This is a genomic window from Pseudomonas tremae (assembly GCF_023278125.1).
In the GTDB taxonomy this organism is placed as follows: Bacteria; Pseudomonadota; Gammaproteobacteria; order Pseudomonadales; family Pseudomonadaceae; genus Aquipseudomonas; species Aquipseudomonas tremae.
In genome coordinates this window covers 5,383,887-5,410,878 of record NZ_CP066270.1, presented here as the reverse complement: position 1 = coordinate 5,410,878, position 26,992 = coordinate 5,383,887, and the positions used below count along the sequence as shown (strand labels likewise).

The window sequence follows — 26,992 nt, the reverse complement described above, 5'->3', positions numbered from 1 at the left end:
CAGTACTGGATGCATCCCCAGTCATTGCAATTGCAAAAATCAGATTTGCAATTGCAAATCGGTCACTTCAATCCTGGGTGTCTTTTCGCAATCTGGCCAGCTCGGCGTTTGAGTCGCTGAAGTGTTTCTGGAGTGAGCTCTCGCTCAAACCTCTGACTCCCTTGTTTCGCTCTAGAATAAACTCGATAAGCGATGATTGTGTGTGGTTTTTCTTTTGGCTAGTTGCAGCTTCGAGCAGTGCGGCGACAGTTATTCTCAAAGAAGGGGGGAATATTTCCTGAGTTTTATCATCTTTTGCTTTGTGAATAATTGGAGTTTCGTTCGGTGCGAAGTTGTATATCTCATTGTCTGAGCACAGACAGTGGTCGTTCAGTATGATTTTTATTTCTGGTTTTTCAGGTATTGAGTGTTTGTTTGCTTTCTCAGCTATATCGTAAATGTCGACAGTCAATGCCAAGAACTTTGTAAGTTCCTCGTTAACGTCTAGTCTTGGGGATAAGTATTCATCAGTCATCATGTCCCTGACTGCATAAAAACCTCCTGAAGAGTCTCGTAATGCGTATGCTGAAATCCCATTGATGGTCACTTCCTGACAAGGAATATAAAAGCCTAAACATGTGCCAAAAGCTACGGATTGATCTTCCTCCATAAAGTAGCGGCCGTCTTCAATGTGATCCTGATGGGTTTTCTCGTCAAACATTGGCTTCAGCTTTACTAGTTCGCCGTGGCAACTTCTAAACAGACTAATCCACTCTCCCTCATAAAGGGAAAACAAGTGATATGCGTCAACCTTTTCATTTATCAGGTCTGACATCAGTTTTGCCGCGTCTTGAAGCGAAAGGAACTTTGAGAACTTACTCAGCTTGCTCACTACACAGCCCTCCGCAGACCTACAACGTTGCCACTTGGCGGCCTGGCGTACTCAAATGGCGTCACCGATTTTTCTCTGTTCGCTTCCAGGAAGTTGTCCCACCAGTTGAGCATCAGTCGGCGTTCCTCGATGTGCTCGGCACGATGGATGTAGGCCGCTCGCACGCCGTTGCGCTCCTTGTGGCTCATCTGCCGCTCAACCGCGTCTTTCGACCACAGCCCTGACTCCACCAGGGCAGAGCAAGCCATAGTGCGGAATCCATGACCACATACGTCTTTTTTTGTGTCGTACCCTAGGCGTCGCAGAGCGGCATTCACGGTGTTCTCGCTCATCGGCTTGCTGGCGTAGGCATCACTTGGGAATACCAGATCACCATCTCCGGTCATGGCGTGAATTTGTTCGAGTGTGGCCACTGCCTGAGGCGAGAGAGGCACTAGGTGTTCATCGCCCATCTTGCTCCCGCGAGTGGAGTGTTTGACGCCTGCTAAGGCCTCGCGCTTAGCTGGAATGATCCATAGCGCCCGTTTTATGTCTATCTCGCCCCACCGGGCCATGCGCAGCTCGCTTGAGCGCACGAATACCTGCAGGGTGAGGATAAGGGCTAGTCGAGTCAGTGGACGCCCCGGATACGCCTCGAGGCGCCTCAGGAGCTCGCCTAAGCGGTCGAGGGGCAGGGCAGGGCGATGAGTCGTCTTACGCGTTGCAAGCGCCCCGCCAAGGTCTTGAGCGGGGTTGTAGTCGATGATCCCGGTCTGAGTGGCGTGGCGCATCACCGAGCACAGCCGCTGCTTGAGTCTGGAGGCCATGTCGAGGGCGTCTCGCGCTTCCACGGCTTGCAGTGGCGCTAGAAGGTCGCGGGTCTTGAGCTGTTCAACGGGCCGCTTGCCCAGTGCAGGAAATAGATCGACTTCCATTTCCCGCAATACGCGCTCGGCGTGGCCCTCTGACCATTTCCCGCGTTTCACCTGCGCTGCGTGCCACTCTCGGGTGACAGCTTCGAATGTCGTCGCGTTCTGGGCCTTGGCTTGCTCGAGGCGGGCGTGCTCGGCTGGGTCGATGTCCTGCGCGAGCATATCGCGGGCCTGACGCCTGGCTTCGCGGGCTTTCGCTAGGCTAATGCCGCTTCGGCCGTACTCACCCACAGTAAGGGTGTTCTCTTGACCGTTGGGGCGGTTGTACTTGATTCGCCACACCTTGCCGCCAGAGGGGCGGACTAGAAGGTACAGACCGCCCCCGTCGGACAGTTTGTAGGGTTTGTCCTTTGCCTTTGCGGCATCGCACTTGGAATCTGTCAGGGGCGTGATTGGGCGGGCCATAGAGTCACTTTTAGGGGTACGGTCAATATCGAACTGGGTCGTACCCCTAAACGTACCCCTAAAGCCAGGGGTTGTACATCGCTATACAGATTCACTCAAGCACAAAAAAACCGGCCAATGGGCCGGTTTCTCTGTGTTCCGAGGTCATACATGACCACTCGGATTTATGTTCATGGTGCCCAGAGACGGAATCGAACCGCCGACACGGGGATTTTCAATCCCCTGCTCTACCGACTGAGCTATCTGGGCAACGGGGCGCATTAGACGTGTTTTTCAGGAGGTCGTCAAGCGTGTTTTTTAAAAAATTTGAATTATTACCGACGCTTACGACCTTCACTGGGTGAAACGCTTTATTTTTCGGGGGGTACGTAGCCTTCGGCCTGAGCGTATTCTTCGCCCGAGAGAAACTTGTCCATCTCGGTCTGGAGGAATTTGCGGTCTTCGGCGTTCATCATGTTCAGACGACGTTCGTTGATCAGCAGGGTCTGGTGTTTCTGCCAGTCGGCCCAGGCTTTCTGCGAGACGTGGTTGAAGATATCTTCGCCTTTGGCGCCTGGGTACGGGGCGCGCTCCAGGCCGGGCAGTTCTTCTTTGTATTTGCGGCACATTACGGTACGGGTCATGACGACTCTCCTGCGTTCAATACGTCGGCTGCGCGTTTGAGCAGCTTTTTCACCGGGGCAGCAAGGCCCAGGCGTGGCGGGGTGGCGAGGTTATACCAGAGCCAGTCGGCCTCGGCCACGTGATGGGCCGACTCCTGGACATTGATCAGCCATGGTTCGATGCTCAACTGGAAATGGCTGAAGGTGTGGATCAGCTCCGGCAGTGCGTGATGTTCTCCCAGCTCCAGGGCGTGCTGCGTGGCCAGATGTTGCAGGTCGGCGAAGTCATCCAGCTCCGGCAGGCTCCACAGGCCGCCCCACAAGCCGCTGGAAGGGCGGCGATAGAGCAGAATCGCGCCGTCGCCATTGGCGAGCATCGGCATGAGCGTGCGTTTCTGCGGGACGGTCTTGCGCGGTTTGGGGATCGGGTAGCGGGTCTCCAGGCCGAGCATGTGCGCCTCGCAACTGCGCTCCAGCGGGCAGAGCAGGCAACTGGGCTTGCTGCGTGTACACAGCGTGGCGCCGAGGTCCATCATTGCCTGGGTGTAGTTGTTGACGCGGCTGTGAGGTGTAAAGCGTTCGGCGGTGGCCCAGAGCTGTTTGGCCACCTTGGGTTCGCCGGGGTAGCCCTCTTGCGCAGTGAAACGCGCCAGCACGCGTTTCACGTTGCCGTCGAGAATCGGCGCGCGTATACCCATGCTCAGGCTGGCGATGGCGCCTGCGGTGGACAAGCCGATACCCGGAAGCAGGATCAGTTTTTCAACGTCACGGGGGAATTCGCCCTCGTGATCGGCAACCACGATCTTTGCGGTCTTCTGCAGGTTACGGGCGCGGGTGTAATAGCCCAGCCCGGTCCACAGGTGCAGTACTTCGTCCTCGGGGGCTTCGGCCAGCGCCTGCACGGTCGGCAAGGCCTCCATGAAACGGTCGAAGTAGTTCAGGACGGTGCTGACCTGCGTCTGCTGCAGCATGATTTCCGATACCCATACCCGATAGGGCGTGATGCCTTGTTGCCAGGGCAGGTTATGCCGGCCATGGCGGTCGTACCAGTCCAGCACGGCGCTGGAGAATTGTTCGGGCTGCATGGCCGGGTTGGCTCTCGTTGTCGGGGTGTGAAGAGGGTTGCCAGTGCAGGAGCGCCATAGGATGGCGCTCCTGCACTGCTGGCTGTGGCTCAGCGTTTGAACAATCCCTTGAGCGCGTCCTTGAATTCCGGGCTGACCTTGTCGCCCAGTTTCTCGTTCAGCTTGTCTTCAAGCTTTTCGCTGATCCGGTCGCCGGCCAGTTTTGCGGCGATCTGGCCGACGCCGTCCTTGTCCAGTCGGCAAGCCTTGGCGCCTAGTTCCAGCGGGCCACGGCACTGCACCGGCCATTCGATGCCGACGAAGCGCGGGTTGATCTCGCAAGCCGGGTCCGGCATGTCGCTCTTGTCGCCTTCGACGATGATGCCAACGCGGTAGTTCATGCCCAGTACGCGCAGGTCCACATCGCCATTGCCGTTGACGGTCATGCCGGGAATCCGGACCTTGAGGTCAGGGTTGCTGGCCACGCCGTTGCGCACCACCAGATTGCCGTTCAGCTGCTGGAAGGGCGTGTCCTTGGCGCGCGGTTCGCCGGTCAGTGGCTTGCGATTCAGGGTCGAAATGCCCTTGCACAGCTGCTGCTCGAGGTTGGCATTGACCAGCACGCCATTGTTGAGGGCAAAGCTGGCTGTGCCGTTCAGGCTGTCGATCAGGGCTTTTTCACTGTTGCCCGTGCCGGTCAGGTTGCTGTCCAGGGTCAGCAGGCCGCGTACCGGCGGCGTCTGGCCCTGGCTTTCCAGTACCCGCTCGACCGGCACTTTGGCAATGTGCGTCTGCACACTGGCGACGGGAATGTCGGGCCGGGCGTCCAGGTTGCCTTTGACCTCGAAGTTGCCGTTGTAAAGATCGCCGCTCAACGTATCAAGCTTGATCACGCCACCGCTGGCCTGGGTCTTGAAAGCGGCGTTATCGATGGGCAGCTTGTTCAGCGTGAGCTTGCCGAAGCTCAGCTCAGCCTCGACGTCCAGCGTGCGCAAGCGCTCCAGTGGCAGCAGCTTTGTGGTGCTCCAGGCGGTCTTGGTCGGTTGCTCCGGCAGTGGCGAGTCGCCAGCTACGGCGGCAGCTTCGCCCGACTGGACTTCGGCTTTGCGGGCGGCCTTGGTGCCTTTGCTTTCTTCGCTTTCGGCGGGGCGATAGCGGTCGGCATTGAAGGTATCGCCCTTGAGCTGGACGCGCAGCGCCTGCTTGGCGAAGTCATCGACGGCGATGCGCCCGGTGAAGCTGCTGTCGTCTACTTTCAGGTTGAGGTTTTCCAGCGCAAGGCTGGTAGGCGTACCAGCGAGCCTGGTGACCATCTCGACCTTGCTCAGTGCGCCGTCGGTCATGGCCGGAAGCGGCTGGCCGATGCTGTCGAGGAAGGTGCGCAGATCAAGCTGGGCAATGGACAGGCCACCACTGATCTGTGGGGTTTTATCCAGATCGCGGGCGCGCAGTTCGCCCAGCGCGCGCAGCTGGTTGGCTGACACTTTGAGGCTGTTCCATTCGGCAATGTTCGCGGCGAGATCTACCAGCAACTGGCCTTGGGCAGAGAAGGTGACGGTTTTGCCTTGCAGCGGCTCGCCTGCAACTTCGCCGGAAAGGCGCATGTCTTCGAATTGATAACGTTTGAGCACGCGATCCATGCGCAGTTGGCCGACCAGTTCGGTCTTGGTGCGCACGACGGGCTGGTTGGTGCTGAGGAACGCGGTGAGTTTGATGGGTATATCAGAGGCTTCACGAATCGGCCCGGTGCTCAGCTGGATACTTTCAGCTGTGAAGGTGCGGCCTTTTCTGGCATCGCTGTAGTCCACGCGTGCGTTGTTGACCGTCAGGCTGTCGATGTCGAGCCTGATTGGCTGGGCAGGGCGATCCGTTTTAGGTGCGTCTGGTGCTGGCGCGGGTGTTGGCGCGGGTGTCGAGTCGTCAGATGCTGCGGTAGCTGCGACAGCGGGCTTGCCGATGTCTTCCCAGTTGCCATGACCGTTTTCATCACGGTGCAGCATCAGGTTCAGGCCTTCGACACGGATATCGCTCATCTGCACCTGGCGGCGAAGCAACGGCAGGACTCGGACCGACAGGCCGAGCATCTGCACATCGGCAAATGGCTGGTCGGGAGCGGTCAGGGTCGCGACATGGGCGTCGTTCAATTCCAGGCCGAGCCAAGGGAACAGGCTCCAGCCGATATCGCCATTGAGCGTCAGCTCGACGTTGGCCTTGTCGCGTGCCAGTTGTCGAATCTCGTCTTTATAGTCGTTGGGATCAAACAGGTGGGTCAGGGCGAAGCCGAGAGCCACGATGATCAGCAACAACCCGAGAATAAACAGCCCCAGGATTTTGCCGAACGCTTTCATGGGCGAGTCCTTGTGTCGATGTTCAAAAATTAGCCCGAGAGTATACCGCTCCGGGGAGCATCCCGGGCCCCGGATGCCGTTATTGCCCTTCAGCGCCCTGCTCGAAAAATGGCGCACCCTTGCTGCACGCACTGGGTGTACGGGAAAACCAAGAGGGCGGTGCCGCGTGATGGATCTGCCGGGTATTTTTCATGTATCGGGCAGATCGGCAAGTTAGTTGCCCCACTAACGTTTGAGCAGGCTATCTGTACCGGTTAATTGAGGGCATCTATGGGGTAATAGACTGCATGGATTAAGGTGCTGATATTGTTGATAAAAAGCATGTAAGAAGATGCTCTTTTGCAATCAGAGAGTGATAGTCTCCGTTTTTGTTAGGTTGGGTGCGTCTTTTTGTCACGTATCTGAATAACCTGCCGATAAAACAGACATGGCCGCTCGGCATGGAGTCTGTGGCGGACCAGCGGACCATCTACGAGCTTCACACATTGGGGTAATTATAATGAGCACAAGCACAGCCTTGGGCGGCGAAGCCGTTCAGCCTGCGTTCTTGTCCAAAGAGCGCATTATCGCCAAGCCCGGGTTCAACCGTTGGCTTGTTCCACCAGCAGCACTGGCAATCCATCTTTGCATCGGTATGGCCTATGGCTTCTCGGTGTTCTGGTTGCCGCTGTCCAAAGCAGTCGGTGTTAGCGCACCTGTTGCCTGCACCCCGGACATGGGTTTCTTCGCGCAGATGTTTGCGTCGACCTGTGACTGGCAGATCTCCATGCTGGGCTGGATCTACACGCTGTTCTTTATCTTCCTGGGTTGCTCGGCTGCCATTTGGGGTGGCTGGCTTGAGCACGCAGGTCCACGCAAGGCCGGTGTTGTTTCGGCACTGTGCTGGTGTGGTGGTCTGCTGATTTCTGCGTTGGGTATTTACACGCACCAGATCTGGCTGATGTGGCTGGGGTCGGGTGTAATCGGCGGTATTGGTCTGGGGTTGGGTTATATCTCCCCGGTATCGACCCTGATCAAGTGGTTCCCGGACAAGCGCGGCATGGCTACCGGTATGGCGATCATGGGCTTTGGTGGTGGCGCGATGGTGGGCGCTCCTCTGGCCACTGCGCTGATGGGCCACTTTGCATCCGCTGAAAGTGTGGGCGTCTGGCAGAGCTTCGTGGTGATGGCGGCGATCTACTTTGTCTTCATGATCGGCGGCGCTCTGGGCTACCGCGTTCCGCCTACCGGCTGGAAACCAGAAGGCTGGACCGCTCCGGCCGCCAAGGCCAAGAACTCGATGATCACCAACCGTCACGTGCATGTCAGCGTGGCCTGGAAAACTCCGCAGTTCCGTCTGGTGTGGCTGGTGCTGTGCCTGAACGTATCGGCCGGTATCGGCATCCTGGGCATGGCTTCGCCGCTGTTGCAGGAAGTGTTCGCCGGTAAGCTGCTGGGCAACGATCTGACATTCAGCCAGCTCAATGCCGATCAACTGAAAGCCATTGCTGCGATTGCCGCAGGTTTCACTGGTCTGTTGAGTCTGTTCAACATTGGCGGTCGTTTCTTCTGGGCTTCGTGCTCGGACTACATCGGTCGCAAGGCAACTTACTTTGTGTTCTTCGCGCTGGGCTTCCTGCTTTACGCGTCGGTTCCGACCCTGGGTCATATGGGCAGCATCGCGCTGTTCGTTGCGGCTTTCTGTGTGGTGCTGTCGATGTACGGCGGCGGTTTCGCGACTGTTCCGGCGTATCTGGCTGACCTGTTTGGTACGCAGATGGTCGGCGCGATCCACGGGCGTCTGCTGACTGCATGGGCGGCGGCGGGCGTACTGGGTCCGGTATTGGTCAACTACCTGCGTGAGTACCAACTCAGCCACGGTGTTGCGCGTGCCGATGCTTACGACATCACGCTGTACATCCTCTCGGGTCTGCTGGTGCTGGGCTTTATCTGCAACCTGCTGATTCGTCCGGTTGCCGACAAGTACTTCATGACCGACGCCGAACTGGCTGTTGAACAAGCCATCGGCCACGACAAGGGCGCCAACGCCAGCACTTCGCTGGAGTGGAAAGCATCCGACAGCAGCAAGCCACTGGTCATCGCGGCCTGGCTGGCCGTCGGTATCCCGTTGGCGTGGGGCGTCTGGATCACCCTGCAAAAGACCGCAGTGCTGTTCCACTAAAAGCCTGCAGGTAACAGAAAAGCGCTTGCACCTCGGTGCCGGCGCTTTTTTTTGGGGCGGACGCAGAGCGTCCAGAACGGCATGCCCACGCGGAGCATGGGCACGATAGTGATCTGACTGACGACTCTCGTTCCGCACGTTCCAGCGTGGGAATGCCTTGCGTGACGCTCTGCGTCACCCATCTGCGGCTCAATGTGCTCGAAGCTCTGCCCGTTCCCTTGCAGACGCTGCTACATTAGCAACCCCTGATTTATTGCCTGAAGGAGTTGTTTGCATGCTAGCCCACGTGGAGTCATACGCCGGTGATCCGATCCTTTCGCTGATGGAAACCTTTGGCAAGGATTCACGTGCGGACAAGGTCAATCTGAGCATCGGTCTGTATTACGACGCCCAGGGTCGTATCCCGCAGTTGGCATGTGTAGCAGCGGCGCAACAGCAACTGGCCCAAGGCGAGCAGGTGGCTTCGGTGTATCTGCCGATGGAAGGCCTGGCCGCTTATCGGCAGGCGGTGCAAACCCTGCTGTTTGGTGCTGATCACCGGCTGGTGCAGGCTGGCCGTGTGGCCACTATCCAGACCGTGGGTGGTTCGGGCGCGTTGAAGGTGGGGGCTGATTTCCTCAAGTATGCGTTCCCGAACTCTCAAGTCTGGGTCAGTGACCCGACCTGGGAAAACCACTTGGCGCTGTTCGGCGGGGCGGGCTTCAAGGTCAACACCTACCCGTACTTCGACGCGCAGACCGGCGGAGTCAGGTTCGAGGCCATGCTCGACACCGTGCAAAGCCTGCCCGCGCAGAGCATCCTGTTACTGCACCCCTGCTGCCACAACCCGACCGGCGCCGACCTGTCGGTTGCGCAGTGGGATCAGTTGATCGAAGTGGTCAAGGAGCGTCAGCTCATCGCGTTTCTGGACATTGCCTATCAGGGCTTCGGCAAGGGCATGGACGAAGACTCCTATGCGATCCGTGCAATGGCCGATGCGGGTGTCACCACGCTGGTCAGCAACTCGTTCTCGAAAATCTTTTCGCTGTATGGCGAGCGTGTCGGCGGGCTGTCGGTGGTCTGCGAAGACACCTCGTCGGCTGCCAACGTATTCGGCCAGCTCAAGGCGACTGTGCGCCGCAACTATTCCAGCCCGCCTGCACATGGCGCATTTCTGGCTTCCAAAGTGCTCAATACACCGCTTTTGCGTGACCAATGGCTGAGCGAAGTCGAAGCCATGCGTCTGCGTATCATCGACATGCGCACGCGGCTGGTCTCGGCACTGGTGCAGAAAGTCCCCGGGCGTGATTTCAGCTTTATCCTCAGGCAGAGCGGGATGTTCAGCTACACCGGGTTGACACCGCCGCAGGTCGACGAGCTGAAAGACGTTCACGGCATTTACATGCTGCGCAGCGGCCGGGTGTGCATGGCGGGTCTGAATGAAGGCAATGTCGACAAGGTGTGTGACGCCATCGCGAGCCTGTTCACTCACTAAAATGCCCTGCTGGCCGTCTGTTTGCTTCATGGCGAGCGCTTCTGGGCCTATAATGCTCGCCTTTTTTCGCCCAATGATTTTGCGGAGCTGGTGATGGTCGAACGTAAGGCGTACGTCGAGCGCAATACTCTGGAAACCCAGATCAAAGCCTCGATCAACCTGGATGGCACCGGAAAGGCCCGATTCGATATCGGCGTGCCTTTTCTTGAGCACATGCTCGACCAGATCGCCCGGCACGGGCTGATCGACCTGGACATCGAGTGCAAGGGTGACCTGGCAATCGATGACCATCACACGGTCGAAGACGTCGGGATCACCGTGGGTCAGGCTTTCAGCCAGGCCGTCGGCGACAAGAAGGGCATTCGTCGTTATGGCCACGCCTACGTGCCGCTCGATGAAGCGCTGTCGCGTGTGGTCATCGACTTTTCCGGGCGTCCGGGCCTGCAAATGCATGTGCCGTATACCCGCGCCACGGTTGGCGGCTTTGATGTGGACCTGTTTCAGGAGTTCTTCCAGGGCTTCGTCAACCATGCCAACGTGACGCTGCACATCGACAACCTGCGCGGCACCAACACCCATCACCAGATCGAAACCGTGTTCAAGGCCTTTGGCCGTGCGCTGCGCATGGCGGTCGAGCTGGATGAGCGTATGGCCGGACAAATGCCATCCACCAAGGGTGTGCTCTGATGCAGACGGTTGCGGTCATCGATTACGGCATGGGCAACCTGCACTCTGTCGCCAAGGCGCTGGAGCATGTGGGTGCCGGTCGTGTGCTGATTACCAGTGACGCCCAAGTGATTCGTGAAGCCGACCGTGTCGTATTTCCGGGCGTCGGCGCGATTCGCGACTGCATGGCCGAGATCCGCCGTCTGGGCTTCGATTCTCTGGTCAGGGAAGTTAGCCAGGACCGCCCGTTTCTCGGTATCTGCGTAGGTATGCAGGCGTTGCTCGACAGAAGCGAAGAGAGTGGTGGCGTGGACTGCATCGGCCTGTTCCCCGGCCAGGTGAAGTTCTTCGGCAAGGACCTGCATGAAGAGGGCGAACACCTGAAAGTGCCGCACATGGGCTGGAACCAGGTGGCGCAAGCCGTGGATCACCCGCTGTGGCACGACATCCCGGACCTGGCGCGTTTCTACTTCGTACACAGTTTTTACATTGATGCCGCCAACCAGCGTCAAGTGGTCGGGCGCGGCCACTACGGTCTCGATTTCGCCGCAGCACTGGCCGATGGTTCGCGTTTCGCGGTGCAGTTCCACCCTGAGAAGAGCCATACCCACGGCCTGCAATTGCTGCAGAACTTCGCCGCCTGGGATGGTCGCTGGTAAGCGTATGAACAAAGCCAAGGGCAAGCCGCCGATCCTGACCCTGTCGCCTGAACATGAGCAGCAGGCAATCGACAAGCTCAAGCGCCTGTTTGCCGATCGCTTCGAGCTGGAACTCGGCTCTTTTGAAGTGGCGGAAGTGCTTGAGCTGTTCACGCGCGAGATCGCTCCGCATTACTACAATCGCGCCATTTTCGATGTTCAGCAGCACCTTAAGGAGCGGTTCGAGAGCATCGAAAGTGATCTCTGGGCACTCGAAAAAAATTGAATAGAAGCGGCTTCGAGCTTCCCGCCCCAGGCCGCAAGAATCAATGAGTGCGCATACTTGCAGCTAATCGCTTGCAGCTTGCCGCTCTTTTTGACCAAGGAAAAAGCATGCTGATTATCCCTGCTATCGACCTCAAAGATGGCGCCTGCGTACGTTTGCGTCAGGGCCGTATGGAAGATTCCACGGTGTTCTCCGATGACCCGGTGGCGATGGCTGCCAAGTGGGTCGACGGCGGCTGCCGCCGTCTGCATCTGGTCGACCTGAACGGTGCGTTCGAAGGTCAGCCGGTCAACGGCGATGTGGTTACTGCCATCGCCAGACGCTACCCGAACCTGCCGATCCAGATCGGCGGCGGTATTCGTTCGCTGGAAACCATCGAGCATTACATCAAGGCCGGCGTGAGCTACGTCATCATCGGCACCAAGGCCGTCAAAGAGCCCGAGTTCGTGGCCGAAGCCTGCCGTGCGTTCCCCGGCAAGGTGATTGTCGGTCTGGATGCCAAGGATGGTTTCGTCGCCACCGACGGCTGGGCTGAAGTCAGCACCGTGCAGGTCATCGACCTGGCCAAGCGCTTTGAGGCCAATGGTGTAGCGGCGATCGTGTACACCGACATCGCCAAAGACGGCATGATGCAGGGCTGCAATATCCCGTTCACTGCTGCATTGGCAGCCGCCACGAGAATCCCGGTCATCGCGTCGGGCGGCATTCACAACCTGGGCGACATCCAGGCGCTGCTGAACGCCAAGGCTCCGGGCATCATTGGTGCCATCACCGGTCGTGCGATTTACGAAGGCACGCTGGATGTGGCCGAAGCGCAAGCGCTCTGTGACCGCGAACAACGTTGAATAGCTGGAGATTGACCCTGTGGCCCTAGCCAAACGCATCATTCCTTGCCTGGACGTCGACAACGGTCGAGTGGTCAAGGGCGTCAAGTTCGAGAACATTCGCGACGCTGGTGACCCGGTGGAAATTGCTCGCCGTTATGACGAGCAGGGTGCTGACGAAATCACCTTTCTCGACATCACTGCCAGCGTCGATGGTCGTGACACCACGCTGCATACGGTCGAGCGCATGGCCAGTCAGGTGTTCATTCCGCTGACCGTGGGCGGTGGCGTGCGTACTGTGGAGGACATTCGCAACCTGCTCAATGCAGGCGCGGATAAAGTCTCCATCAATACCGCTGCCGTGTTCACGCCCGAATTTGTCGGTGAGGCCGCCGCGCGTTTCGGCTCGCAGTGCATCGTGGTTGCCATCGATGCCAAGAAGGTCTCCGGCCCGGGCGAAACCCCGCGCTGGGAAATCTTCACCCACGGCGGACGCAAGCCTACCGGGCTCGATGCCGTGCTTTGGGCGAAAAAGATGGAAGAGCTGGGCGCCGGCGAAATTCTGCTGACCAGCATGGATCAGGACGGCATGAAAAACGGCTTCGACCTGGGTGTTACCCGCGCCATCAGCGACGCGCTGGGGATACCGGTCATCGCTTCGGGCGGTGTCGGCAACCTGGAGCATCTGGCTGCCGGTGTGATCGAAGGCCATGCCAGTGCAGTACTGGCTGCCAGTATTTTTCACTTCGGCGAATACACCGTTCCCGAGGCCAAGGCTTATATGGCCAGCCGCGGTATCGTCGTGCGGTAGGCAATTGCGGCCATAAAGCGAGCGTCGCGTGTTTCAGACCTGGTTTGAAAGATTCGGCGCTCGTTTCATTTCGGTCCTTTGCGGCTCGGGTATTGCTTGCAAGCGACATCGCAGAGTACCGGGCTAGACAGTGCACCGGGTTACCGGCACTCTGCATGCGTCGTTCACGATCGAGTGCCGGAACATGTTCAAACGTCTATTTCTTGCCCTGATCGGGGTCGGCGCCTTGCTGAGTGAGGGGGCTCGGGCCGACCCGTCACCGCCTTATTCAATGGTGCTGCTGACCGAGAACTTTCCGCCATTCAACATGGCGATCGATGGCAAGAATTTCGCGCAGGAAAACAACATCGACGGTATCGCCGCCGAAGTGGTGCGCGAGATGTTCAAGCGCGCGAACATCGGTTACAGCATGACCCTGCGCTTCCCCTGGGATCGCGTTTACAAGCTTGCTCGCGATAAGCCGGGCTACGGCGTATTTTCCACCACTCGCCTGCCCGAGCGGGAGAAGCTGTTCAAATGGGTCGGCCCGGTGGGCTCCTACGACTGGATAATGCTTGCGCGTGGCGACAGCCCCATCACCCTGACTTCACTGGAGCAGGTCCGCGATTACAAAGTGGGTGCCTACAAGGGCGACGCCATTGGCGAGCGTCTGAACGCCATGGGACTGAATCCGATCCTTATGCTGCGTGACCGGGACAACGTCAAGAAGCTGGCCAACGGGCAAATCGACCTGTGGGCGGTGGGCGATCCTGTAGGGCGCTATCTGGCGAAGCTCGAAGGCGTTACCGGGTTCAAGACGGCGTTGCGTTTCAACAGCGCCGAGTTGTACCTGGCCGTGAACAAAAGCACGCCTGACGAAATCGTCACTCGGCTGCAAAAGGCCCTCGATCAGATGCGCGCCGAAGGCTGGGTTAATGCCGTCAAGGCGCGCTATCAGTAACCGCTCAGCCTGCGGCAGGCACCAGATCTTCACGTAAAGCGGAAGGCTGTCTGTTGATGCCGTGGGCGTAGGTGCATATTTTCATCGGCAGCGACTTTGCGCGGAACGTCAGATTGCTTAGTTGGGTCTTTTAGCCCCTAGCCCTGAGGCTCACGACAATCAGGGAAACGCACAGACGCGTTTCATGATTCGCAGAATCAGCGATACACCCCGTTCTTGCCATGCCCCGCACTTGCCTGATTGCCCCGTTCGCCGATCATGCTGCGCAGATCGATCCATTCCACGCCTTGGGCCTTGAGTTTGGGCAGTTCGCGCTCGAGTACGTCCAGCGTGACCGGGTAGGGGTGACCAATCACAACGACCGAGCCCTGTTTGTGAGCCAGTTTGATTGCCGTCTGTAATTGCCGGGTAATGGCTTCGGCTGTGCGCTCATCGTCCAGAAATACGTCGCGAGACACGCTGGCCAGACCGATACGCTGTGCTTCGGCGGCGGCCACTGTTTTTGCGCTGGTGCGGCTGTCAACAAAAAACAGATGACGCCGCTGCAACTCGGCCATCAACCAGGCCATGGCGACTGGTTCGGCAGTCATGCGGCTGCCCATGTGGTTATTGATGCCAGCAGCATAAGGCACCTTCAGCAGCGCCGCATTGAGACGGCTTTCCAGTTCGGGCAATGGCAGTTCCGGGTGCCAGGCATATGGCCCGGTGGCCGGGTCCATCGGCATGTGCAGCATCACCGTCTTGCCTGCGCGATGTACCTGGCGGGCAAAGTCAGTGGCGTGCGGCGTATCAGGCATGATCGCCAGCGTTACCGGGCCGGGAAGCGCCAGCGTCCTGCTGTCGCGATCTGCATTTTGCCCCAGGTCATCGATGATCAGGCTGAGGTAAGCTTTTGAGGGTTTGTCAGCCTGCGCGACTGACGCTGCGTGGGCAGCGCCAGTGATCGAGAGTGCCAACAACAAAGAGCCGAGTAAGCGCATCCGTCAATTGCCGCGGGTGATGCTCAGCCCCTTCAGCAGGCTGAGCGCCTGGCTGAGCTGGAAGTCGTCATCCTGCGGACGCGCCTTGGCTGCTGCACTGCCTTTAACGGTCGGCTTGTCGGCGCCGCCATTGCCGTTGCCCAGGTGACCCATCAGGTCGGCTTCCTTGTAGTTCTCGCCGTCCGCTTCGCTGGTGACCTTGGCCCGACGTACCACGATGTCCGGGTTGATACCTTGAGCCTGAATCGAGCGGCCGTTCGGCGTGTAATACAGCGCCGTGGTGATTTTCAAGGCGCGGTCGTTGTTCAGCGGCAGCACGGTTTGCACCGAGCCTTTGCCGAACGTGTCGGTGCCCATCAGGATGCCGCGCTTCTGGTCTTGCAGGGCGCCGGCGACGATTTCCGATGCAGAGGCGCTGCCGCCGTTGATCAGCACCACCAGTGGCACGCCTTCGCTGGCGTCTGCCGGGTCTGCCGAGAAACGCAGCTCAGAGTTGGCGATGCGGCCTTTGGTGTAGACGATCAGACCTTTGGTGAGGAAGTGATCCGCCACTTGCACCGCCGACTGCAGCACGCCGCCCGGGTTATTGCGCAGGTCGAGAATCAGGCCGCTCATCTTCTTGCCATTGTCCTTGCGGAATTTGGCCAGCGCCTTGCCGACTTCGTCACCGGTCTTGACCTGGAACTGAGTGATGCGGATGTACCCGTAGCCGTTCTCCAGCATCTGCGCCTTGACGCTCTTGACCTGAATGGTCGCCCGCGCCAGCGTCACGTCAAACGGCGTGCCGCCGTCGCGCACCAGCGTCAGGGTGATCTTTTCGCCGATCTTGCCGCGCATCTTGTCGACCGCTTCCTGCATGTTCTGGCCTTGGGTTGGCGTGCCATTGATCTTCACGATCAGGTCGCCTGCCTCGATGCCAGCCTTGGAAGCAGGGGTATCGTCGATGGGCGAGACCACTTTGACGAGACCGTCCTCGACGCCCACTTCGATGCCCAGGCCGCCGAATTCGCCGCTGGTGCTTTCCTGCAGCTCCTGGAAATCTTCCGGGCCGAGGTAGGCAGAGTGCGGATCAAGGTTGCTGAGCATGCCCTTGATAGCGTTTTCCAGCAGTGTCTTGTCGTCCACCGGCTCGACATAGGCCGCCTTGACCCGGTCCATGACCTCCGCAAAGGTACGCAGCTCGTCCAGCGGAAGCGGCGGCTTGGCAGTGGCATTGGTTTTGGCGGGCGTGACTGCTGCAGGCGTGGCTGGCGCGGTCTTTTCGGCAGCTTGCGCCAGAGGCGCGCCGATAACGATGGCAATCGCCAGGGCCAGCGAGGTGAGGCGGGACAAATGCAGCATGTCTAACGAACTCCTACAGATATTGACGCCGACTTATCCTTGAGTGCGGCACCATTGGGCCGGATCGCTGGGGCGACCCTGCTGACGAATAGCAAAGTACAACGCTGCCGTGTCCTGACCGCCACTATTGCCGACCGTGGAAATCGCTTCACCGGCTTTTACAATGTCACCTGCCGACTTGAGCAGGCTCTGGTTGTGCCCGTATAGGGTCAAATAGCCATTGCCATGATCGAGAATGACCAGAAGCCCTGCGCCGCGCAACCAGTCAGCGAACACCACTCGTCCGCCGTGTACTGCATGCACCTGGCTTCCGGCTGTTGCGCTGATCATGACGCCGTCCCATTTGGTCCGTTCGTCATCACCGCGGGCTTCACCGAAGCGTGCCAACAGTCGACCATTGACAGGCCATGGAAGTTTTCCACGGGCTTCGGCAAACGGGCCGCCGTAAGAAACACCTGCACTGGAAACGACTGCGCCGGGGGCTTTGACCGGGCGGCGCGGCGCGGGTTCATCATCGGTTTTGGTGCTGTCATTGCTTTTGCTGTTATTGCGGGCGACGGCTTGCGCTTCGCGCTGACGTTTTTCTTCGGCCTCGCGAGCAGCGACCAGTGCCTTCTGGCGGGCTTCTTCGGCTTCGCGGGCCTGACGTGCCAAGGTTTCTTCGATGGTCTTGAGGACTTTGGCGAGGTCGGCTTGATCCTGCTGGCGGGCCTGGAGCTTTTGATCGCGGGCCTTGTAATCCTGATTGAGCTTGGCCAGCGCTTGCTGGCGTTCCTGACGGACCTTGGCCAGTTCTTCGCTCTGGCTGTCCAGAGTGCTCTTCTGCACCAGCAGTTGGGCTTGTTGCAGGTCGATGTCTTTTTCGACATTGGCCAGTTGGCGCAGGGTTTCATTGAAGTTGCGTAACTGCGCCAGACGCGCCTGGCTCAGGTAATCGTAATAGGTGAGGGTGCGGGCGAACTTCTCGGGGTGCTGCTGATTGAGCAGCAGCTTCAGGTATTCCTGGCGGCCACTCTGGTAGGCGGCGCGGGCCTGGATAGCAATCAGGCGTTGCTGTTCAACGCGGGCGCTGTTTAATTTTTTTTTCTCACCGTCGAGCTTTTGCAGCTCGGTTTCCGTCTTTTTTAGTTCCTTTTGCAGGACCTCGACCTGCTTTTCCAACTTGCCCATTTCGGTTTCAGTGGTGCGCAGGTCCTTCTGGACGCCTGTACGTTCTTCCTGAAGCTTGCCCAGGACTTTTTGCAGCTCCGTCACATCCTGACGCGCAGCATCTATCTGTTTTTGGGTTTGCACACGCTCATCTTCGGCAAACGCCGGATTGAGCAGGCAGATCAGAGCAAGGGCAATCAAGGCGCGGAGCATGTGGGTGGGCGATACCGAGGAATTGTGAGAAAAAATGTCAGGCCTAGTATGCCCGCCATGCGCTGCAAAAAAAACGCCCCGCAGCCATTGCTTTAGGGCTTGAAACATAAAAAACCGGCCTGGCCTGATGGCTATAGGCCGGTTTTCAGCGGTTTACTCTGCCACAAGTATCGAGTGGCCAGTCATCTCTTGCGGTTTCTCCATGCCCAGCAGGTGCAGCATGGTCGGTGCCACATCAGCCAGAACGCCACCTTCGCGGACCTTCAGCGGACGTTTGCCAACGTACACAAAAGGCACCGGCTCGGATGTGTGAGCGGTATGTGCCTGGCCTGTGGAGTCATCAGTCATCTGCTCGACGTTGCCGTGGTCGGCTGTTATCAATGCTTCGCCGCCGACTTTTTCCAGCGCTGCGGTAATACGGCCAACGCAGACATCCAGGCATTCCACAGCCTTGATCGCCGCTTCCATGATCCCGCTGTGGCCGACCATGTCACCGTTGGCGTAATTGACGACGATCACGTCATAACGCTGGTGCTCGATGGCATCCACGATCTTGTCGGTAACTTCCGGCGCGCTCATTTCAGGCTGCAGGTCGTAGGTGGCGACTTTTGGCGATGGAATCAGAATGCGCTCCTCACCCGGGAACGGTTCTTCACGACCACCGGAAAAGAAGAAGGTCACGTGCGCATATTTTTCGGTTTCGGCAATGCGCAATTGCGTCTTGCCATTGTCTGCCAGGTACTCACCCAGCACATTTTTCAGGCTGCCAGCGGCAAATGCCGAGGGCGCCGGAATGCTCGCTGCGTACTGAGTCAGCATGACGTAATTGACCTTGGGCTGACGAGCGCGCTCGAAGTCCTTGAAGTCATCTTCGACGAATACGCGGGTCAGTTCACGGGCGCGGTCGGCGCGGAAGTTCATGAACACCACAGCGTCGCCATCTTCCACTCGGGCAGGTTCGCCAATACGCGTGGCTTTGACGAACTCGTCGTTCTCGTCGCGTGCATAGGCCGCTTCAAGGCCGGCAACGCCGCTGTCTGCGTGGAATTGAGCTGTGCTGTCGACGATAAGGTTATAGGCAGAGGAGACCCGGTCCCAACGGTTGTCACGATCCATGGCGAAATAGCGGCCGATGATCGTGGCCGTGCGGCCCTTGCCGAGGCGGGCAAAGGTCTGATCCATCAGCTCGAGGGATTTTTTCGCACTGCGTGGTGGCGTGTCGCGACCATCGAGAAACGCATGCAGGTATATTTTTTCGGCGCCGCGTTTGACGGCCAGTTCGGCCATGGCGACCAGATGGTCCTGGTGGCTGTGAACGCCGCCATCCGACAGCAGGCCCATGATATGAACAGCCTTGCCGGCGCTCACGGCTTTATCTACCGCAGCGCAGATGGTCGGGTTCTCGAAAAACTCGCCGTCTCGAATCGCTTTGGTCACGCGAGTGAAGTCCTGATACACCACACGGCCAGCGCCGAGGTTCATGTGCCCGACTTCGGAATTGCCCATTTGCCCGTCCGGCAGACCGACATCCATGCCAGACCCTGAAATCAGGCCGTTGGGCATGGTCCGGTAGAGGCGATCCATGACGGGCATCTTCGCCGCCAGGATGGCATTGCCTTCGTGGCTTTCGCTGTGTCCGAAGCCATCCAGGATGATAAGAACCAGAGGTTTTGGCGTGGCAGTCATAGAACCCACTCGATGCTGGTTGGATAAAGTACAAGGGAACGGCATTTTAAGGACAAGTTCAAACGGCGTCACTGCCGTACGGACTTTGGCCGACCTTGGCTGCTGTGTATACTGGCCGACATTTTAACGCCCTGGAACCTACTGATGGTTGCTCACCTGCTTGAATTCGCCACTAACCACTATTTGATCACCGGCGCCTTCGTCATTCTGCTGGCACTGCTGATTGCCTACGAACTGAGCAAAGGCGGTGCCAGCCTGAGTACGCGCGAGCTGACTGCGATGGTCAACCGCGATGAGGCTGTGGTCATCGACGTGCGCTCGAAAAAGGACTTCACTGCAGGCCACATCGTTGGTTCCCTGAATTTTCCGCAGGACAAGGTGCTGACGCGCACCGCTGAACTGCAGAAATACAAGGACAAGACGTTGATCATCGTTGATGCAATGGGGCAGCATGCGGGCACTACCGCCCGTGAGCTGCTCAAATCCGGCTTCAAGGCCGCCAAATTGTCCGGCGGCATTTCCAGCTGGCGCGGCGAAAACCTTCCTTTGGTGAAGTAAAAATGGCTCAAGTCATCGTCTATTCCAGCGACTACTGCCCCTATTGCATACGTGCCAAACAGCTGTTGCAGAGCAAAAGCGTGGCCTTCGAGGAAATCAGGGTCGACGGCAAGCCGCAGCTTCGCGCCGAGATGACGAAGAAGGCCGGTCGCACATCTGTTCCGCAGATCTGGATTGGTTCGACCCACGTGGGCGGCTGCGATGAACTGTTTGCTCTGGAGCGTGCCGGCAAGCTTGATGCGCTGCTGGCCTGATTCCCTTTAATCTTTCAGCCCTATCTGACAAGGATCCGAGATGACCGATCAACCGAACACCGGCGCTGTTGAAAACGAAGAAAACGGCCCACAATTTTCTCTGCAGCGTATCTACGTCCGCGACCTGTCGTTCGAAGCGCCAAAAAGCCCGGCCATCTTCCGCCAGGAATGGACCCCGACCGTCAGCCTTGACCTCAACACCCGTCAAAAGCAGCTGGAAGGCGATTTCTACGAAGTCGTGCTGACCCTGTCCGTGACCGTCAACAACGGCGACGAAGTTGCGTTCATCGTTGAAGTGCAACAGGCCGGTATCTTCCTGATCAAGGGCCTGGACGACGGCGCGATGAGCCACACGCTGGGCGCGTTCTGCCCGAACATCCTGTTCCCGTATGCGCGCGAAGCCATCGATAACCTCGTGGTACGTGGCTCGTTCCCTGCGTTGATGCTTGCTCCGGTGAACTTCGATGCACTGTATGCGCAAGAGCTTCAGCGTATGCAGGAAGCTGGCGAAACGCCGACCGTTCAGTAAGCGTTATCGCAGCAAGCAAAAAGCGCCTTTCGGGGCGCTTTTTTGTGTTTGCCAAATCACCCGATGCAGGCGCGATCGTTATCAGGCAAACCCATGCTGGCGCCAGGCTTCGTAAACAGCGACGGCAACGGTGTTGGACAGGTTAAGGCTGCGGCAGCCTTCGCGCATGGGCAGTCGCAGGCGCTGGTCGCTGCTCAGCGAGTCGAGAATATCGGCGGGCAGGCCACGGCTTTCAGGGCCGAACAAAAACGCATCACCCGGCTCGAAGCTCGCATCGTGAAAAGGGCGCGAACCTTTAGTGGTAAACGCGAATAGCCTGGGGTTGCCAATCTTCTCCAGGCAGGTTGCCAGGTCAGCGTGCGTCTGCAGCGTGGCATACTCGTGGTAATCGAGGCCGGCACGCCGCAGGCGCTTGTCGTCCAGCTCGAAACCCAAGGGTTCGATCAAGTGCAGGGTGCAGCCACTGTTGGCGCATAACCTGATGACGTTGCCGGTATTCGGCGGAATTTCTGGTTGAAAAAGGATGACGTGAAACATGCACGGCTCCGAACGAAAGGACGGGAGGCATTCTACCCCCGAAGAGGACCCGAGACCGAAGCTATGGCCGCGTGTTCTGGGTTCGATGGCGATTGTCGGCTTTACCGTGGGCACAATAATCGGTCGCTTGCAGCAACCGGACCCTGTCGAGCTCGAACAGATTGAAGAGTTGCCTGCGGGCCTTGCGCTCTGGTTCAACGAAGAACCTATGTATCAGGGCGCAACAGTCGATGGGGCGGTTGTGCTTAACGTCGCAGCGTCCGGACGACCATGGAACGGTCAGCTGAGGTTCGACAACAAGGTGGCGCGCTGGAAGGTGGAGCGAGGAGAGAAGGGCTTGGTGCTGACTCTCCTGGCAGCTCGTCCGCTTCATGGCGACTGGCGCACTGAGAAGGTGGACGGGCGCTGGAAACTGGAGGTCAGTCTCCGGGAGGAATAAAAGAGGGGAATCCCCGGCCTGCCTGTACCAAGGTCCCCAAAACTGGTTATGTAATACCTATTGCAGAGGGCATGCCAGTTTTGACAATTAAGAAAAAAGAACGCGTGTATTGAGCCATGTCGTATTAAATACTGCCTGTGTTCGGTCGGCTTGTGCTTCATAAGCTACTGATTAATATGATTTTATTTTTCTCGACTATCTTTGCTCACCTTTTTCAACGTCCCCCCGGCACTTCTGCTGTCACACCGCCTCCCCTCGGGGAGGGCAGTGTTCTCCCGATCTCGCAGCTTTGGTTGGTGCACTCAATTTGCGCACAGCGGCGATGCAAAACCCATACTGATGCATTTAATGGGCTGCCCGTGCCAGCGCAACGGTGTGGTTATGACGTCGGCCCCATTGCCGAAATTTGCGCCAGCACTGTTTGAGTCGGTAGCTTTCTTGTAGGCGTTATCCGCCTGTGCAGAACGAGGGCGACACCCGAATTGCACTTTTGTTCATATGGACTACAGTCAACGAGGCGTTATAACCCTTGAAAAAGGCCCTTAAAGCAGTCTGAAAGGCGATATTCCGAATTTTTTTCACGACCAGGGAGTGGTTGGCGTCAAAGTGGTGACAACTGTCACATTTAGTCACTAATCTCTCCGAAGTGCCCGTTTTACAAGGCTTTTGCTGGCAGGCTAATTGCGCGCTGTCGCGGGTGACTGTGATCGGTTGAGGGACATTTGATCGATCTGAGGCATTAAAACAACAGATCTGACGAACGGTACCAAAATAAATTTTGGGAAATGCTCAGTGAGGTCGATACACTCCGTGACGTCCGGGCTGACACGAGTTGTGACATATACCTGAATGTTCTGAAAAAGCTGCCGCATCGGGCTTTATGGATATTAAGGTTTCACACGGGTGCGGCCTACGACATGCGCGGTCTAGTCAAAGTCGGGGTAGACAGAATCCATTGACCTTCAGGTCGGGACTGTCGCCTTTCGCGAAATCCTTGGGTCAGAGCAACGCTCGGCACCAAGGACATAAAAAATTAGATTCACGAGGAGCGTAGTTAATGAAGAAGTCCACCCTGGCCTTGGCCGTAACCGTCGGTGTATTGGCCCAGCAGGCCGGTGCAGCTGGTTTCCTTGAAGACAGCAAAGCGTCCGTTAGTTCTCGTACTCTGTATTTCAACAACGATCTTCGTGAAGGCGTTCGCGCTTCCGACCAGCGTGAAACCGCTACCGGTCTGAAATTCGACTACCTCTCTGGCTTTACTCAGGGCACCGTCGGTTTCGGTCTTGATGCACAAGCCCTGATCGGGTTGCACTTGGGTGGCGGCATTGATCACCATAATGCCAACACAGCTAACACCGTTGTTCCGACCGACACCGATGGCTCTTCCGTCAGCGACTGGTCCCGTATCGGAGCCAACGCAAAGGTGCGCTTCTCCAAAACCGAATTGAAACTCGGTAACGCGTTGGCCCCGAACCTGCCGATTTTGGTCAGCAACGATGGTCGTTTGCTGCCTCAGGCGTTTGCAGGCGGCATCGTGACCTCGAAGGAACTGGATAACGTTACCTTTACCGCGGGTCAATTGAACAAATCTATCGGCCGTGCGTCGTCGGACTGGGGCGATCTCTCGGTCAATGGCGCAACCGAAGGCAGTGATCAATTCCGCTTTGGTGGTGCTGACTGGAAAGTCACCAAAGACCTGACCTTGCAGTACTACTACGCCAATCTGGAAGATTTCTACAAGCAGCACTTCCTTGGTCTGGTCCACGTTTATCAGATTGACGCTAACCAGTCCTTCAAGACTGACCTGCGTTACTTCAACAGCAGCTCTGACGGCAAGAACAGCAGCGGCGCTTCAGGTTATGCCTTCAACAACAACAGCGGCTATGCCAAGACGCCTGGTGAAGTTGATAACCAAACCTGGTCTGCCATGTTCACCTACTCTCTGGGCAGTCACGCCTTCATGGTCGGTCATCAGCAAGTTGGTGATGACGGTGGTTTCGTGAACTTGAACCAAGGCTCCTTGCGTAACGGTAACAATCGTCCAGAAGGCAACGGCGGCGCCAGCTTCTACTTGTTCACTGACTCGATGATCAACAGCTTCAATCGTGCGGGCGAGAACACCACGTTCGGTCAGTATTCATATGACTTCGCCAAGCTTGGCGTTCCAGGCCTGAAAACAGCTATTGCCTACCTGCATGCTGACGATATCAAAGGCGCACGTGGAACCACCTCGTTCGGTAAAGAGTATTCCGAGTGGGAACGCGACATGCGTGTTGACTACGTCGTTCAAAGCGGTGTGTTGAAAGGTTTCGGTACCAGCGTCCGCTACGGTACTTACCGTGCTGATGACGGTCTGAACAACTCTTCGAACGCCGACCAGGCTCGCGTGATCTTTAACTACACCTACAACTTCTGAGCTATACCAAAGCGTAAAGTGTAAAGTTTGCCGTTAAGGCCCTGATTTCAGGGCCTTTTTTATTGGTAAGGCGTTTTTCAAAAAATCACCTAATCTACAATATTCCTTACCTAGGAATATTGTAAATATTATGCCCCCTATATTCGGTGTCCGTACTGTCGTCCTGTCTGATGGCGAACGATACAGCTTGGTGGTAGATAAGCGATCTGGACTGCCGCTTTATTCACCTAATCTGTTTCTAACGTGCCGTGTTCGCAATACAAGCCAATCTCATGCTTCAATTGCAGCCAATGCAGGATGCTTAGTTGTACTACTACGGTTTTGCGTAGAGTCAGACATAGATTTAGCCGACCGGTTCGCTCGTTGCATCTACCTTTCTCGACATGAGATAGATAGTCTTCGAGACTTCTGTACTTTCAACTTTAGTAAATGGGCAGGTTACGAAGAGATACCGATTTATCCGCTCAAACAATTGAATCGCGAAAAACGCCGTGTTGCTAAAACTACCATTTACCGGCGTTTGACAGTAATAGCAAGTTTTCTTAAATGGTACGCAATGCAGTTGATTCCAATGCATCAGCGCGAGCAAGACGACATTAAAGAGATGGTATCAGCGCTTCTCCATAGCAGGCCTATACCAAAGTCGCGAAACAGCGGCTTGGTTGATAGGGCGCTAAGTGCCGAGCAGGTTGCCTGTCTGCTCGACGTAATAGAGCCAGACTCTCTAAACAATCCTTTTTCTTTGAGTGTTCGACGCAGAAATCGCCTGATGGTTTTGCTCGAGTATGAGCTGGGAATTAGAGGTGGGGAGTTGCTGAATATTAGAATCGAAGATTTTGATTTCTCTAACAATACGTTATTAATTGTACGAAGAGCGGATCAATATGATGATGCTAGAGTAAGACAACCTCTTGTCAAGACGCAAGATAGAAAACTGATCGTGAGCGATTGGATGATTTCGGAGATACATAACTATCTAATAACTGACCGAAATCGTGTGCCTAACTCAAAAAAATGTGCTTATCTGTTCATTACATATAAGTATGGTCCTACACAAGGTAAAGCTTTTTCTGTAACTGCGTATACTAAAATGTGGCACACTATTCAGCAACACCGACCTTTGCTAAAAGATGTAACAGCGCATAGACTTCGGCACACGTGGAATTACCGTTTTTCCAAGCTGATGGACTCTGAGCACTTTGATTTGACTGAGTCTGAGCAAGAAGCTATACGATCCGTTTTGATGGGGTGGAAGCAAGGGTCTGGCACCGCAAGGCTTTATAACAAGCGCTTCGTCGAGAAAGTAGCTTTCGAGGCTGGCCTGAAACTGCAGAAAATTGCCATGAGAGGAGTAAATCTATGAGCTCGCTTCCGTCCTGTACGGTAGGTTTGTGTGAGATGTTAACCTCAACTGACGGCTACGAATTCTGCAAGACGGATACGAGATGGAGACTTAACAGGGACACGGTAGTGCTGTTGAAGCCCGTTAAAGCACTGTCAAACGAGAAAAATTTCGATTCCTATGTAAATACGCTCAGCGTATTTGCGGTTACATGTGCAGCTAGGACAGTACTACTTTATGACTATGCCTTTCGGAAACTTCTAAAAATGGCTGCAGGACGGCCGCTAGACTGTGGCTTACTGCTTGAATTTCGCAGGTTTTCTGATTCGACTACGCTTGGCTACATCAGGGCTCTGCTTCGTAAATGGTACGAGTTGCAAAACGTTGGGGTCGAGCGGGATCTTTATGACCTGCTCCGGGGGTGGAAAGTTCAAGCGGCCATAAAAGGTGACGCTGTCAAAAGACTTCATCCTGAAGAAGGTCCATTTTCCGACGTGGAGGTTCAAGGTTTCATGGAAACGGTTTCGATGAAATTCGAGCAAGGCCTCGTCTCCAAAACGGGATTGGCGTTAGTAATGTTACTTCAGGCTAGCGGCCGAAGACCTTGGCAACTTTTAAATCTCCGTTTAAAGGACTTATTACTCGTTCCAGTGGCGCAAGGATTTTTTAGATACTTTGTCAATGTGCCCAGAATAAAACAGCGGGGCGGGAGTTTTCGTGCCGAGTTTCGAAAAGTTGAAGTTATAAAAATCATATGGGATGTGCTGCAATTGCAATATGAGCATGTGGTGTCGCAGTTCGAAGCGCAACTCGGATCTACTATTTCTGAGGAAATAGTTTCCGAACTTCCCCTTTTCTACGATGAACAGGAGCTAGTCAAGCTCAAATCTATCGAGCATTTGAATACTCTCTTGGAACTCGACACGTTACATATGGTTAGGCGTCAGGCAGGGCAGATTCTTCAAGAGGTTGTGGATAAGTGTGAAGTCTACTCAGAGCGCACCGGCAAGTGTCTTAAGGTATTTCCTCGTAGGTTTCGCTATACGCTTGGAACCCGCGCAGCGAGGGAAGGGTGCGGAGTAATAATCATCGCAGAGCTGTTGGATCACTCCAATACTGACAATGCTCATGTATACACGCGTAATGTGCCCGAACACGGTGCGCATATTGACAGATTAGTTGGTAAGCATCTTACACGCTACGCTGCAGCTTTCTCAGGTGCTATCGTCGAAAGCAAATCAAAAGCACAAAGATGCGAGGTGCCAGGAAGTGATATTCGTGATCACACGGGCGTGGGTACAGGTACTTGCGGACACGAGGGAAGATGTGATGCAAATGTCCCCATGCCTTGCTATACATGCATTCACTTTCAAGCTTGGTTAAACGGTCCGCATGAAAAATTTTATACGCATTTGGTGCAAGAACGCACTGCTATTTTCCACAGTACTCAAGATAACGCCGTTGCGGCTGCGCTAGATCGGACTATTATTGCGGTGGCAGAGGTGATAGAAGTATGTAGACAGATGAAGGCGCAAGCTTCTTAACTG

Annotated in this window: 25 protein-coding genes, 1 tRNA gene and 1 pseudogene; 15 read left to right on the top strand and 12 right to left on the bottom strand. The window is 56.5% G+C overall.

Annotation, left to right across the window (positions count from 1 at the left end):
* Positions 1–67: 67 nt before the first annotated feature.
* The 6 genes from I9H09_RS24305 to I9H09_RS24280 all read right to left on the bottom strand — a co-directional run bounded on the left by I9H09_RS24305 (position 68) and on the right by I9H09_RS24280 (position 6,201).
* Entirely contained in the window at positions 68–871 is an 804-nt protein-coding gene (locus I9H09_RS24305; protein WP_053931780.1) for a hypothetical protein, read from the bottom strand.
* On the bottom strand, positions 871–2,187 hold the full coding sequence (locus I9H09_RS24300; protein WP_053931781.1) for a tyrosine-type recombinase/integrase: 1,317 nt from the start codon (positions 2,185–2,187) through the stop codon (positions 871–873). Before I9H09_RS24300 ends, I9H09_RS24305 begins: the two co-directional genes overlap by 1 nt.
* 173 nt (positions 2,188–2,360) lie before the next feature.
* Positions 2,361–2,436: transfer RNA gene (locus I9H09_RS24295), tRNA-Phe, on the bottom strand.
* A 101-nt stretch (positions 2,437–2,537) separates the two neighbouring features.
* A complete protein-coding gene (locus I9H09_RS24290; protein WP_002555777.1) occupies positions 2,538–2,810 on the bottom strand; it encodes an oxidative damage protection protein in 273 nt (90 codons plus the stop codon).
* A complete protein-coding gene (gene mutY, locus I9H09_RS24285) occupies positions 2,807–3,874 on the bottom strand; it encodes an A/G-specific adenine glycosylase (protein ID WP_122324971.1) in 1,068 nt (355 codons plus the stop codon). The genes I9H09_RS24290 and mutY overlap by 4 nt, the downstream gene beginning before the upstream one ends.
* 89 nt (positions 3,875–3,963) lie before the next feature.
* Positions 3,964–6,201, bottom strand: coding sequence for an AsmA family protein (locus I9H09_RS24280; protein ID WP_122346818.1), 2,238 nt, complete (start codon positions 6,199–6,201; stop codon positions 3,964–3,966).
* 499 nt (positions 6,202–6,700) lie between these two features.
* Here I9H09_RS24280 and I9H09_RS24275 point away from each other — a divergent pair, with 499 nt between their 5' ends.
* The 8 genes from I9H09_RS24275 (at position 6,701) to I9H09_RS24240 (ending at position 14,001) form a co-directional block, all read left to right on the top strand.
* Complete coding sequence (locus tag I9H09_RS24275; protein ID WP_053479540.1) at positions 6,701–8,362, top strand: OFA family MFS transporter; 1,662 nt, start codon at positions 6,701–6,703, stop codon at positions 8,360–8,362.
* Between the two features lie 274 nt (positions 8,363–8,636).
* Positions 8,637–9,836: an amino acid aminotransferase gene (locus I9H09_RS24270; protein ID WP_236502417.1), complete on the top strand. Its 1,200-nt coding sequence runs from the start codon at positions 8,637–8,639 to the stop codon at positions 9,834–9,836.
* Positions 9,837–9,929: 93 nt separating this feature from the next.
* Positions 9,930–10,523 (top strand): imidazoleglycerol-phosphate dehydratase HisB, encoded by a 594-nt coding sequence (gene hisB, locus I9H09_RS24265; protein ID WP_053931860.1) that lies wholly within the window; start codon positions 9,930–9,932, stop codon positions 10,521–10,523.
* A complete protein-coding gene (gene hisH, locus I9H09_RS24260) occupies positions 10,523–11,161 on the top strand; it encodes an imidazole glycerol phosphate synthase subunit HisH (protein WP_005896081.1) in 639 nt (212 codons plus the stop codon). Before hisB ends, hisH begins: the two co-directional genes overlap by 1 nt.
* 4 nt (positions 11,162–11,165) lie before the next feature.
* Positions 11,166–11,426: a DUF2164 domain-containing protein gene (locus I9H09_RS24255; RefSeq protein WP_005896084.1), complete on the top strand. Its 261-nt coding sequence runs from the start codon at positions 11,166–11,168 to the stop codon at positions 11,424–11,426.
* A 107-nt stretch (positions 11,427–11,533) separates the two neighbouring features.
* Entirely contained in the window at positions 11,534–12,271 is a 738-nt protein-coding gene (gene hisA, locus I9H09_RS24250) for a 1-(5-phosphoribosyl)-5-[(5-phosphoribosylamino)methylideneamino]imidazole-4-carboxamide isomerase (protein WP_005896086.1), read from the top strand.
* A gap of 19 nt (positions 12,272–12,290) precedes the next feature.
* Positions 12,291–13,061, top strand: coding sequence for an imidazole glycerol phosphate synthase subunit HisF (gene hisF / locus I9H09_RS24245; RefSeq protein ID WP_122324969.1), 771 nt, complete (start codon positions 12,291–12,293; stop codon positions 13,059–13,061).
* 184 nt (positions 13,062–13,245) lie between these two features.
* A complete protein-coding gene (locus tag I9H09_RS24240) occupies positions 13,246–14,001 on the top strand; it encodes a substrate-binding periplasmic protein (protein ID WP_005896090.1) in 756 nt (251 codons plus the stop codon).
* A gap of 4 nt (positions 14,002–14,005) precedes the next feature.
* Here the strand turns inward: I9H09_RS24240 and I9H09_RS27280 are convergent.
* From I9H09_RS27280 to gpmI, 5 genes and pseudogenes are all read right to left on the bottom strand, one after another.
* Positions 14,006–14,131, bottom strand: a pseudogene (locus I9H09_RS27280) (serine protease); the annotation flags it as partial.
* Between the two features lie 67 nt (positions 14,132–14,198).
* Positions 14,199–14,981 carry a divergent polysaccharide deacetylase family protein gene (locus I9H09_RS24235; RefSeq protein WP_024691083.1) on the bottom strand — a complete coding sequence of 261 codons (783 nt, stop codon included), beginning with the start codon at positions 14,979–14,981 and terminating at the stop codon, positions 14,199–14,201.
* Positions 14,982–14,984: 3 nt separating this feature from the next.
* Positions 14,985–16,322, bottom strand: a complete 1,338-nt coding sequence (locus I9H09_RS24230) for a S41 family peptidase (RefSeq protein ID WP_005896096.1) — start codon at positions 16,320–16,322, stop codon at positions 14,985–14,987.
* 33 nt (positions 16,323–16,355) lie between these two features.
* On the bottom strand, positions 16,356–17,684 hold the full coding sequence (locus I9H09_RS24225) for a murein hydrolase activator EnvC family protein (RefSeq protein ID WP_005896098.1): 1,329 nt from the start codon (positions 17,682–17,684) through the stop codon (positions 16,356–16,358).
* A 153-nt stretch (positions 17,685–17,837) separates the two neighbouring features.
* On the bottom strand, positions 17,838–19,370 hold the full coding sequence (gene gpmI, locus I9H09_RS24220; RefSeq protein ID WP_122312197.1) for a 2,3-bisphosphoglycerate-independent phosphoglycerate mutase: 1,533 nt from the start codon (positions 19,368–19,370) through the stop codon (positions 17,838–17,840).
* Positions 19,371–19,514: 144 nt separating this feature from the next.
* On the opposite strand from gpmI, the gene I9H09_RS24215 reads away from it, so the two are divergent.
* The 3 genes from I9H09_RS24215 to secB are packed head-to-tail and all read left to right on the top strand — an operon-like array spanning position 19,515 to position 20,711.
* Complete coding sequence (locus I9H09_RS24215) at positions 19,515–19,928, top strand: rhodanese-like domain-containing protein (RefSeq protein ID WP_005896103.1); 414 nt, start codon at positions 19,515–19,517, stop codon at positions 19,926–19,928.
* Positions 19,929–19,930: 2 nt separating this feature from the next.
* Entirely contained in the window at positions 19,931–20,182 is a 252-nt protein-coding gene (gene grxC, locus I9H09_RS24210; protein WP_005896105.1) for a glutaredoxin 3, read from the top strand.
* Positions 20,183–20,222: 40 nt separating this feature from the next.
* On the top strand, positions 20,223–20,711 hold the full coding sequence (secB, locus tag I9H09_RS24205) for a protein-export chaperone SecB (RefSeq protein ID WP_005896108.1): 489 nt from the start codon (positions 20,223–20,225) through the stop codon (positions 20,709–20,711).
* A gap of 81 nt (positions 20,712–20,792) precedes the next feature.
* Here secB and trmL read toward each other — a convergent pair whose 3' ends face one another.
* A complete protein-coding gene (gene trmL / locus I9H09_RS24200; protein WP_005896110.1) occupies positions 20,793–21,248 on the bottom strand; it encodes a tRNA (uridine(34)/cytosine(34)/5-carboxymethylaminomethyluridine(34)-2'-O)-methyltransferase TrmL in 456 nt (151 codons plus the stop codon).
* On the opposite strand from trmL, the gene I9H09_RS24195 reads away from it, so the two are divergent.
* The 4 genes from I9H09_RS24195 to I9H09_RS24180 all read left to right on the top strand — a co-directional run bounded on the left by I9H09_RS24195 (position 21,247) and on the right by I9H09_RS24180 (position 26,989).
* Positions 21,247–21,687, top strand: a complete 441-nt coding sequence (locus tag I9H09_RS24195) for a hypothetical protein (RefSeq protein WP_122346321.1) — start codon at positions 21,247–21,249, stop codon at positions 21,685–21,687. The genes trmL and I9H09_RS24195 overlap by 2 nt on opposite strands.
* Before the next feature lie 1,057 nt (positions 21,688–22,744).
* The gene (locus I9H09_RS24190; protein ID WP_122346320.1) at positions 22,745–24,103 is read left to right on the top strand and encodes an OprD family outer membrane porin; all 1,359 of its coding nucleotides are present in this window, start codon (positions 22,745–22,747) and stop codon (positions 24,101–24,103) included.
* Positions 24,104–24,233: 130 nt separating this feature from the next.
* Positions 24,234–25,466, top strand: a complete 1,233-nt coding sequence (locus tag I9H09_RS24185; protein WP_236502416.1) for a tyrosine-type recombinase/integrase — start codon at positions 24,234–24,236, stop codon at positions 25,464–25,466.
* The gene (locus I9H09_RS24180; RefSeq protein WP_329610887.1) at positions 25,463–26,989 is read left to right on the top strand and encodes a site-specific integrase; all 1,527 of its coding nucleotides are present in this window, start codon (positions 25,463–25,465) and stop codon (positions 26,987–26,989) included. The genes I9H09_RS24185 and I9H09_RS24180 overlap by 4 nt, the downstream gene beginning before the upstream one ends.
* Positions 26,990–26,992: the final 3 nt, after the last annotated feature.